Here is an 8942-nt window from a genome sequence, read left to right on the forward strand (position 1 = left end):
TGCGTTGCTGACGGCGCTGAAATCGCCGGACGACGCCATCGACTGGGACACGCTGCTGCCCTGGAAAATCACCCTACCTTAAACCCCACGACCGAACACTGTGGGGATTTAACGACGCTTACGATTAGACCGGTAGCGCGAGTGCCGACATTTAAAGACGTCACGTTGAGCACATACGGGAACACGGTTGGCCAGATAAGGGGAATCGGGGCGTTATTCGGGGAGTGGGGAACACTGGGGAATTATCCGGGCGGGCAATTCCAGAAGTGGAGCTACTGGGTCGCCGATAAGGTGGGGGGAACGGGTCAGCAGGGCGTTTTCAACGCCACCGACGGGCGGGCGATTGCCACGTTCGTTACGTCCCCAAATCCGGCAGTTTGCGTACGGTAGGGGGGCCTCGACAAGACGGTCAAGCAGGGGAGGGGGCCGGGCAACCCGGATTTGGTTTTGTTGTTTTAAATTTGGTGTTGTCAGTAGCATCCCGCGGACGCGGATGAGCGGGCTTGGGGCGGCCAACAAACCGTCGCTGAGCACACGCTGACAGGGAACACAGCGACAGCGCCCACCGCCGCCACCGGTGGACATACCGTGCCACCCGGTCGGCCTGTCCCTGCGGGGACAGCGTGCGGGTTTGCTCATAAAGCCGGCGAAGTGTGTTGCGGTGGTTGGTGAGTGCGCGAGGGGCGATGGAGCACAAACCCTGGTTGGTGAACCAGGCCCCCATCCAGTCGACGCCTTTATGGAGCGGGCCGATGAACGTTTTGTCGGGGTGTTGCACAAAACCGAACTGACGAAAGAACTGGTTAAGCTCCCGCACGGCCTGCCGTAAATGCCAGCGGCTGCGGGTGAAAATGATAAAGTCATCCATGTACCGCCGGTAGTACAGGTGTCTCTGGTTGGCAAAGTGACGGTCAACACAGAACAGGTGGAAGGCGGCCAGTAGGGGACTCAGCGACGAGCTTCGTGCTATCCCCTTTACCGGGGTGTGAAAGTTGCCACCCTCCTCCACGCTGTAGTGCAGGAACTGATAAACCAAATCAAGGAGTACGGGGTGATGAACATGCTGTTGTACCTGTTGGAAAAGTATGGATTTGTCAATGCGGGCGTAATAACCCCGAATGTCGGTGCGACAGACGAACCGGAAATCTCCCTGGCGTACGACCTGTTGGATACGGGCAACACTTTTTTTGCCGCCGCCGTTGCCCGCGATGTGTTCGCAGGTGCGGTGGACGGGGAGAACGTCCGTGAGTAACAGGGTCAGGCATTTGATGACCAGAGCATCCGGCGCCGACCAAAGCGCGCGGGACCCGTGTCGGGTGGTAACAACCTGGAGCGGGGTTAAGGTATAGCGCCCGGCATTCAGCCGCTGTAGCAGGCGTGGCCGTTCACGGGTCCAGTGGTGGCGTAAATGCCAGACATCGGCGTTGGGGGGAAATTGAGCACGAGAGCGGCAAAGCCAGGCGAACGCGCAGTCGAGCAGGGCGGCAGTGAACGGTACCGACCGGGTGCGGATGTTATCGTTTAGGTTTAACTGGTTCAGGGTAGACAGTCGGGGCTCCCCAGGCACGCGCGGAATGCGTCGATGTGCGTGCAGGTTGGGACTCCGGCCCCTCATATTGGTATAGCACGCATTGCGTCATTCACGCCAGTTTGCGTAAAGGCGCTTGAAGTATGCCTTCCAATTATTTTGATAAATTGACATCGCCGACAAATAACCATGACGGACATTGAGAATATTTTACACATTATAGCGACTACCCCAAATACCAGCTTCCGCAAAATCAGAGAAATTTCAGGTATTCATAACTCAAAACTGTCTCGGATTTTAGAACGCCTGATCAAAAATGAAAAAATATTCCGAGAGGGTCACCGAGGGGAATATCGTTATTATGCCATGTCGAATGACTCAAAGACCAAGGGGGCAGCACTAAAAGTGGTCGATTTAGAGACGGTAAGTATTTTTGAACAATGCAAAAGAAACGATCCACTCTATCGGTTAGATCTCCTTTTACGTAAAGTTAAAAATGACACCATATAGTTTATGTTATTAACGCTGCGCGTTTAACATCAATCAATGCTCCATAAGCAGATTAATGGATTTTGCCACCACCTAACGACCGGTTGATGGCAACTAAAAAACACAGTCCAGGTAAGGTGCGACTTCATTCAATTAATACATGGATATATGATGGTGTCATCCCCTAAAAATAGCACTCAGATTGCAATTATATTTTACGCGGGGCTGTGTAAAATACATCACTTTATGGGGGGTACCCGTAAAAATTCGTATTTATTACTTGCTCTTAAATCCTTGCATAAAATAATAAGCATCGATGTGGGTGCGCAATCTACATTTTAGCATTGCACGTCTATTTCTGGCGCTAATAGTTATCACTGATGCATCCTCGATTTTTGATGCCTGATAACCGGTCAATCCTTTTGACTTGAGCGTTAATGCTTTCCATTCGTTACGGGGGATGAAATTGATCGCTTTATAATAAAGTGAACAACGTTCTATTCGCAATATGTTTGCTTCTATATTGTCAATGTCATTGAGGTAAACAGAAGGCTCTCGCTTAGAGAGTGAGCTTTTTGCTTTTAAAAATATAATAACAATATTTTGTTTGTGACTAATGTTGGCCTGTAACACCCCCAAAGTTTTTAGTGTCTGGCTGTTCACATGATCATCAATCACTATTGTTAATCGATAGTGAGAAATATAGTTACGCCAATTAATACACTTAACTTCATCATGATTAATCACTAACACATTTCTGAGTGAGATTATTCTTTGCTGAAGAAAGTCAACAAAATACGGCATGCTTCCAATGAATATCCTTAACGTTTTCACTTTGCCTCACCAGTTAATAATTTTTGGTATTTTATTTTCCTTGCAGAGTTTGCTTTGGTGGATTTTATATAGCCTCCAATATTCAAACCCTTGACAGTACTATATGCTGAGCTTCGGGATGTAGTGCTTCTTTTTAGAGTGAAATCAACAATGGATATTATACTAAGGGTATCACTCAGGGAGTGAGAAGATATAGGGTCAATGAGAGGTAACAATATCATAAGTGTCATTTTCCGGTGGCTGGACGTGGCAATGTAGATCAATTGGGAAAGTGCTTTTCATAAATTATACATTGAGAGAGTTTCATCGTCTATTTAATATTGATGAGAAAAACAGAGCTGTCAGTATCATCATGACAGACGTGCGTATCGTAAGTTCCATCTGCTTTGGTTACCTCGATTTTACGATGAGTCTGCCGAATAAGAACTGAAAAGGCCTTCGTATCTGTGATATTGCTCCATGGAAGGTCAGCCCGGATGAATTAATGCATTTCTGCGTTGTAGTTTTCGCGAAATACGCAGTCTTCCTGATTGTATTTTTTCATTTTCTACTCGCCTTCACCAAAGATTCTGAGTCCGGAGAAGTCGATAGCGGGGTGTACAATTTCACCCCGCGTTGGGGTTTTGAAAGGAATATTAACGGACTTTGCCCATTTAGCAGGTGTAATCCGGACAGTTCAACTGTCACTTTCATCAGTGTGATAATTGAGTCGCCCAAGCCTTGGAGGGCACGAAGTGGCAGGCCGGAAACAGGCTTCAGCATCAATACTGTAGTCATGGCCATATCGGAATAATGTTGTAGGCAACCCGGAGTAGAAGGCATAGCCTCGCACTACCTGGTGTGAAGTGATGTTTCATCAACCCAGAAAGTGAGTAACCCCCGACTGATGAGGGCTTTTTTTAGCCTTCCAGTTGGTGAGCTTGAACTTATTCTTTGCAACGAGATATCGCTGTTTTACCAGAAGGAGAGTTATCTGAGCCTACTGGCCAGAAAAAGTTCTATTTATTCAACAAAGTCGGTTTTAACAACTCACGAGAACTCGTAAAAACGTTGTTTTTAGCGTTGTCGTGGGTTGTTAAGTTGTGTCAAATTGAGATTTTTGACATTAATTTGGTCATATTTGGATTTTAATGTCAATTTGGTGGTGTCACTTAGATTTAAATTTCAATTACACATATTTATGTAATACATTCTTTCGATTTATGTTCGGTGACCTATACTTAATCCCCAGAGCCAAATAGCGGCCATTTTCGTTTCAATTTACCACTCTGACAGAGTGAGGGCGGATTTGGCTGAATTTGTGAGTGTCTATTTCTTTGATATGAAAAGTATGCTGCTCGCTTTTTAGCCTGTAGCATGCAGGTGGTGTAACCTACTGATTGTAAGGATGGAGAGGAGATGATGAAGCGATTTTATTTTTTTGCGGGTCTCATCGTGTTGTTGTCGGGGTGTACTTATAATAAAACTATGCCTTCTAGTGAGCCTACCAATGTGCAAAAATCGGTTGTACAAACCCAGGATTTACGTTGTGTTAATGATTTTTTTGTCTTGAAAACAATAGCGGATGCGCCGTATAAAAATTATCGTACACAGTTTGATTTGTTGAGCAATTCTTATCAACTTTATCAACTGACAGTACCTAAATTGGATAAAGATCAAAAAGAGTTGTTCAGCATGGCGTTGGATTCAAAATTGGTGGTCTTATGCGCCCGTGTAAAATATTCATCGTTTACCAATGTAAATGGTATTGTTAAAAAAATTGAAGCGCTCTAAATAACATGGGACCGCCGGTTACCATAGAGTTATGGTGACTTCGCGGTTATCATTTATGACACGGTAGTAAATAGCTGGTTTCAATTTCGCATCAATAGGTGGTAAAAAACGTTATCTAGAACTTACAAATGGAACAAGTATACCATTTTCAACAGATGATATTAATTGTTGGGTTAGCAAACCCTATAGCCAGTGTCATTACAACTTAATATATTTAAAGAGAATAAAATGAGATTACTCCTGGCTGTGTTGTTGCCTTGGCTGGCCTTCTTTACGATAAAAAAACCTTTTCAAGGGATTCTTTGCTTATTACTCCAAATTACCCTGATAGGTTGGATACCCGCAGCGATGTGGGCGATATTTAGCGTGAACGATTACCACGCAGAGAAAAGGACAAAGCAGATACAACAGCAAATCATTCAACAGCAGGAACAAGATCAATAACAAGAGGCATGGGCACGCGTTGTCCATTTTTATTTTAATCGTGGTTCAATGGGATTTACCATTGTTCTGTACTTTCCGGTAGGGTGATGCGTACTCTAATGTTCGGTTAGAGGTGTAGTCCGTGCCGCTTGGGTGAGGAGTTTTTTATGTCGTCAAATAAATCTTTTATTATAGTGATCCTTGCCGGTCTGCTTGTTGGGTGTGCAGCTGTCTCCCCTGATCTTCTTGTTTTGCAAAACCACACTGCGTCAAAATTAGGGTTAGCATCAACAGACGAAGTTATTTTGACTAATCTCCATCAGTCCGAGCCCAACGCATTCAATGGAAGAACGATAATGTGGGACGCTAAAACTGCGAAAGGGCGTCAGTTTCAATGTTCTCTCTTTGTTACACCTCCCCTTAATCCTTTGGAGAAAGTCAGTTATCGTTATCAGGATGTTGAATGTCAACCCCGTTGAGAATGCGTGGTTAAATTTTATTTCCTGCTGTCTGCCTGTCCCATCAATGCCATTGTCATAAACAGGCATGTCAGGCAGAAAAAATCACAAATGACGGAAAAATTGCCGGATGGAATTGATGCTCGTATTATTGATGCCTTTTATTATGTTTCTTGCGATCCACAAACCGATTAAAGCGATATTGTGTTTTTTTTTGCAAATCACTGTAATAGCTTGGGTCCCCGCAACCGTATGGGCTGCTAATGAGTTACATGTTTGGAAGAATGAAATAGCAAAGCAGAAGCTTCAGGAAAGGAGTGTCGGGGTTGTACGGTGATTTTTAGGTGTTGAGGCTGTCGTTCCAATGTGAGAACGGCTATAAGTCAAGTGCATTATTTTAAATAGCGTTGAAAAGTCACCATGAACAATAAATCAGCATGTCCACTGACACATAAAAGGTACGCTTGGAAACTACCATTTTTGGTGTTGCTAGTGAGTACGGGATGCTCAGATCCCACCAGTGTAAGCAAAGACAATTTTGGAAAAGCGGCACAAACGTTTCTCGACACTCAATATCCCCAGTGTTTTTTCACACTTGATCTGCCGGGGAAAGTGGATGACACCGATGTGGAGCAAGATGCCATCATGCATGCTTTGGCCAACGTGGGTGCAATCAAAGAAACGGGACTGTACCGCAAGCAAATGCGTGTGTCCCCGGCACAACCTGCTGTACATGACGTGACTACCTATTACTTCCAGTTAGGCAGTGCCGGGCAACCGTACTATACGCGTGAGGCCAAACAGTCTTCTTCCGGTAAATGGCAGGGTGGGTTCTGCTTTGGTCGTGCCCGCGTTGAGCAAGTACACAGTTTTACGGTACCTGTCGAGTCGATGGGGGTGACGCGATCCACAGTGCGTTTTTCCTATTCCGTGACCGATATTCCTGACTGGGCGAAAGCATCAGCACTCGTCGCGTTGAATAATTCATTGATGCTGATTGTTGCGTCAGAGAAGCATCCCTTTGAAGAAGAGGCCGTATTTGTACGTACTGACAGCGGATGGGCTCATCAAGGGTTAGTCAAATAGCCGGGATGTTTTCAGGATACCGTTGTACAGATAAAAACAATCAACGTGGGTCTGTGGTTCTCAGTCAGGTATGCGAGTACAGGAAACAACGCGTATGAGGACGCACACTGAGAGGATAATTTATGCCAGATGTGGCCGATGAAGCACAGGATATACATGACTTGATGATTGAGTGTGCGCTGAATGCGGTTCGTTTGACGTTGACCGCGGGCAGTTCCGAGTCATTGCTGAACTGCAGTGATTGTGATGCGCGTATACCAGTACCCCGTCGTCAACTCTTGCCGGGTGTGCAAACTTGCGTAACCTGTCAGGAGCGAAGGGAGTTTTATCAACGTGTGGGTAACTTACCTCCCCATTCTCATGGGTAGGTATATACTCATGAGATTGAATGACAAGCCAGTGAGGGCAACGTCAAGGGCGGGTATAGGGTAGCTAACCCCTCATTTGGCGGCCCGTGTTATGGGTCAGCCAATAAAATGTAATGAACGATCGGATATTTGGATTATGCGCTATCTCATTAATAATCAAATCAGTTTTGACGCCATAAAAGGGGAATTGTACATTTATGGCGAAGAGGCTGCAGGCATGTGCACGTTGCCGGACTCTGCCACGCGGCTGTTGGCGTTTTTGATCGCCAACAAAGAAAACATCGTGTCGAGAGAGGAATTGCTTGATGAAATTTGGGAGCAATATGATTTAAAGGCATCTTATAATAACCTGGGTAACTATTTACGCAGTATCCGTAAAGCTTTTAAAGATCTCGGCATGGATGATGAGGTGATCATCACCTTTCCCAAAAAGGGTGTACAGCTTAATCCTGACATGGTGATTGAAGAGGTCATTGTTCCAGAGATAAGTAAACTTGCTGAAATACCGGAAAAAACGCGCCTCTTTATGATAAAATCCAAGGTATTTATACTCCTGTTGAGCTTGGCCATTATCGGGGGGGGGTACGTGATTTACAAACATTTTTATGGTGAAGTCACATTAGATAAAATAACAAAAATTCTCAACAATAATGAAAAATTGAAAATGTTACCATCAATAAAATCGTGCGCTGTGTTTACATTGAATACGGTTTATGATGAAAAGGCTATCAACAGAAAAATAGCAAAAAAAATCGAACGATTACAGGTCAATTGTGATACGTCAAAAACGCTAATTTACTATACAGACTCACCTTTTGAACCGCCAGCTATGGGGACTATGGCCCAATCACTCTTTATTGTTTGCACTTACGGGAATAAAGGCGAGTATGGAAAATGTGTGTCACATTATTATTATAGAGAAATACAATGAAAAAAATGATGATGTTGCTGCCTTTGTTGCTGATACCTTTTTTAGGATTTGGGGCAGAGAGTAATAATTTACCGCCAGACACTTTTTCTTGTGTGGCTAACCTGAATGCCACGGTTTCCAATTTTGAGAAAGACCAGCCAGATATCGTGTTGGACCTCCAGTTATCCTATGATTTTAATAAAGGGGGAAAGGGCCATTTGACTGCAACAGGCAGAATAAAGAAAAGCACGATGGAAAATTACATTGTATCACGAAATGTGTACTTCAATTACTTGCATGTTGATGGCGGAGAGTATGAGCTGACCATCACCGATGTGGACAGTTACAAGATTGATAATTATCCTAATCAGGATGTCGGGATGTATCTGTCTATGGGGCAGAAAAAAAATATTATCTACATAGAGAAAATTTGGGGGGGGTATCTGTTTTTTAATGCTTTCGCTCCGGTGTTTTTATGTGTCAGTCGGCATGGAACGTTGACAGGCGGTTAGTGGCGAAAACATCAAGGACAGACACGCGAAGAACGTGTTCAGTCAATAATGCATGCGTTGATAACAGTATTTTTTAATTAATTTTAAATAATAATTTTTCACATCTTTTTATTTTTTTAAAAACCAGGTCATTCTTTACCTACAATGTCTGGAGATTACATGCCAAAAATTAGTGATTATTATTACATCAATAGTGAGTTAAATACTGAGTCAAAAAACCTTCTGCATGCAGGTCGATGTAAAAAACATCAAATTTTGTCAAAGAAACAACTCGGGTTATTCTTTAATAGTACTCATGCTATCGTGGAGGCGAGAAGACGCGGCTTTAGAAATATCGAGCTGTGTTCCTGTTCGTATTGCACTCTACGTTAATACTCGCACAGGTTCCATAGGGGGGCTACCCCCTATTCAGTTGCTGCAACTACTTCGCTTTTCTTGATGGTTAGGAGATTGGATCGTTTCTTTTTGAGGGCGACTGACCATGAACAGTAGCGCGACGTCCCCCCTGATGGTGCGGTATCGCGATGGGTTGTACGTAAAAATGCCGGTTTTGCTTTCTTT

11 protein-coding genes are annotated in these 8942 nt (G+C 44.3%); 8 read left to right on the forward strand and 3 right to left on the reverse strand.

Annotated features, from left to right (window positions below; genetic code table 11):
- Positions 1–409: 409 nt before the first annotated feature.
- On the reverse strand, positions 410–1120 hold the full coding sequence (locus ACMV5I_RS28600; RefSeq protein ID WP_414825881.1) for a reverse transcriptase domain-containing protein: 711 nt from the start codon (positions 1118–1120) through the stop codon (positions 410–412).
- On the opposite strand from ACMV5I_RS28600, the gene ACMV5I_RS28605 reads away from it, so the two are divergent.
- A complete protein-coding gene (locus ACMV5I_RS28605) occupies positions 1055–1252 on the forward strand; it encodes a hypothetical protein (protein ID WP_414825883.1) in 198 nt (65 codons plus the stop codon). The two genes, ACMV5I_RS28600 and ACMV5I_RS28605, sit on opposite strands and share 66 nt — an antisense overlap.
- 1041 nt (positions 1253–2293) lie before the next feature.
- Here the strand turns inward: ACMV5I_RS28605 and ACMV5I_RS28610 are convergent.
- Together ACMV5I_RS28610 and ACMV5I_RS28615 are read right to left on the reverse strand one after the other, a co-directional pair.
- Positions 2294–2851 (reverse strand): hypothetical protein, encoded by a 558-nt coding sequence (locus ACMV5I_RS28610; protein ID WP_414825873.1) that lies wholly within the window; start codon positions 2849–2851, stop codon positions 2294–2296.
- Between the two features lie 540 nt (positions 2852–3391).
- Positions 3392–3673 (reverse strand): transposase, encoded by a 282-nt coding sequence (locus ACMV5I_RS28615; protein ID WP_414825874.1) that lies wholly within the window; start codon positions 3671–3673, stop codon positions 3392–3394.
- A gap of 576 nt (positions 3674–4249) precedes the next feature.
- Here ACMV5I_RS28615 and ACMV5I_RS28620 point away from each other — a divergent pair.
- From ACMV5I_RS28620 to ACMV5I_RS28650, 7 genes are all read left to right on the forward strand, one after another.
- Positions 4250–4624: a hypothetical protein gene (locus ACMV5I_RS28620; protein ID WP_414825875.1), complete on the forward strand. Its 375-nt coding sequence runs from the start codon at positions 4250–4252 to the stop codon at positions 4622–4624.
- A gap of 228 nt (positions 4625–4852) precedes the next feature.
- Positions 4853–5068 (forward strand): YqaE/Pmp3 family membrane protein, encoded by a 216-nt coding sequence (locus tag ACMV5I_RS28625; protein ID WP_414825876.1) that lies wholly within the window; start codon positions 4853–4855, stop codon positions 5066–5068.
- Between the two features lie 146 nt (positions 5069–5214).
- Entirely contained in the window at positions 5215–5526 is a 312-nt protein-coding gene (locus tag ACMV5I_RS28630) for a hypothetical protein (protein WP_414825877.1), read from the forward strand.
- Between the two features lie 399 nt (positions 5527–5925).
- The gene (locus ACMV5I_RS28635; RefSeq protein WP_414825878.1) at positions 5926–6591 is read left to right on the forward strand and encodes a hypothetical protein; all 666 of its coding nucleotides are present in this window, start codon (positions 5926–5928) and stop codon (positions 6589–6591) included.
- Between the two features lie 164 nt (positions 6592–6755).
- Entirely contained in the window at positions 6756–6959 is a 204-nt protein-coding gene (locus ACMV5I_RS28640) for a TraR/DksA C4-type zinc finger protein (protein ID WP_414825882.1), read from the forward strand.
- A gap of 136 nt (positions 6960–7095) precedes the next feature.
- Complete coding sequence (locus ACMV5I_RS28645) at positions 7096–7890, forward strand: winged helix-turn-helix domain-containing protein (RefSeq protein WP_414825879.1); 795 nt, start codon at positions 7096–7098, stop codon at positions 7888–7890.
- Positions 7887–8381: a hypothetical protein gene (locus ACMV5I_RS28650; RefSeq protein WP_414825880.1), complete on the forward strand. Its 495-nt coding sequence runs from the start codon at positions 7887–7889 to the stop codon at positions 8379–8381. Before ACMV5I_RS28645 ends, ACMV5I_RS28650 begins: the two co-directional genes overlap by 4 nt.
- Positions 8382–8942: the final 561 nt, after the last annotated feature.

It is taken from the genome of Serratia sp. T13T92 (assembly GCF_047530105.1).
GTDB classification, from domain to species: domain Bacteria; phylum Pseudomonadota; class Gammaproteobacteria; order Enterobacterales; family Enterobacteriaceae; genus Chania; species Chania fonticola.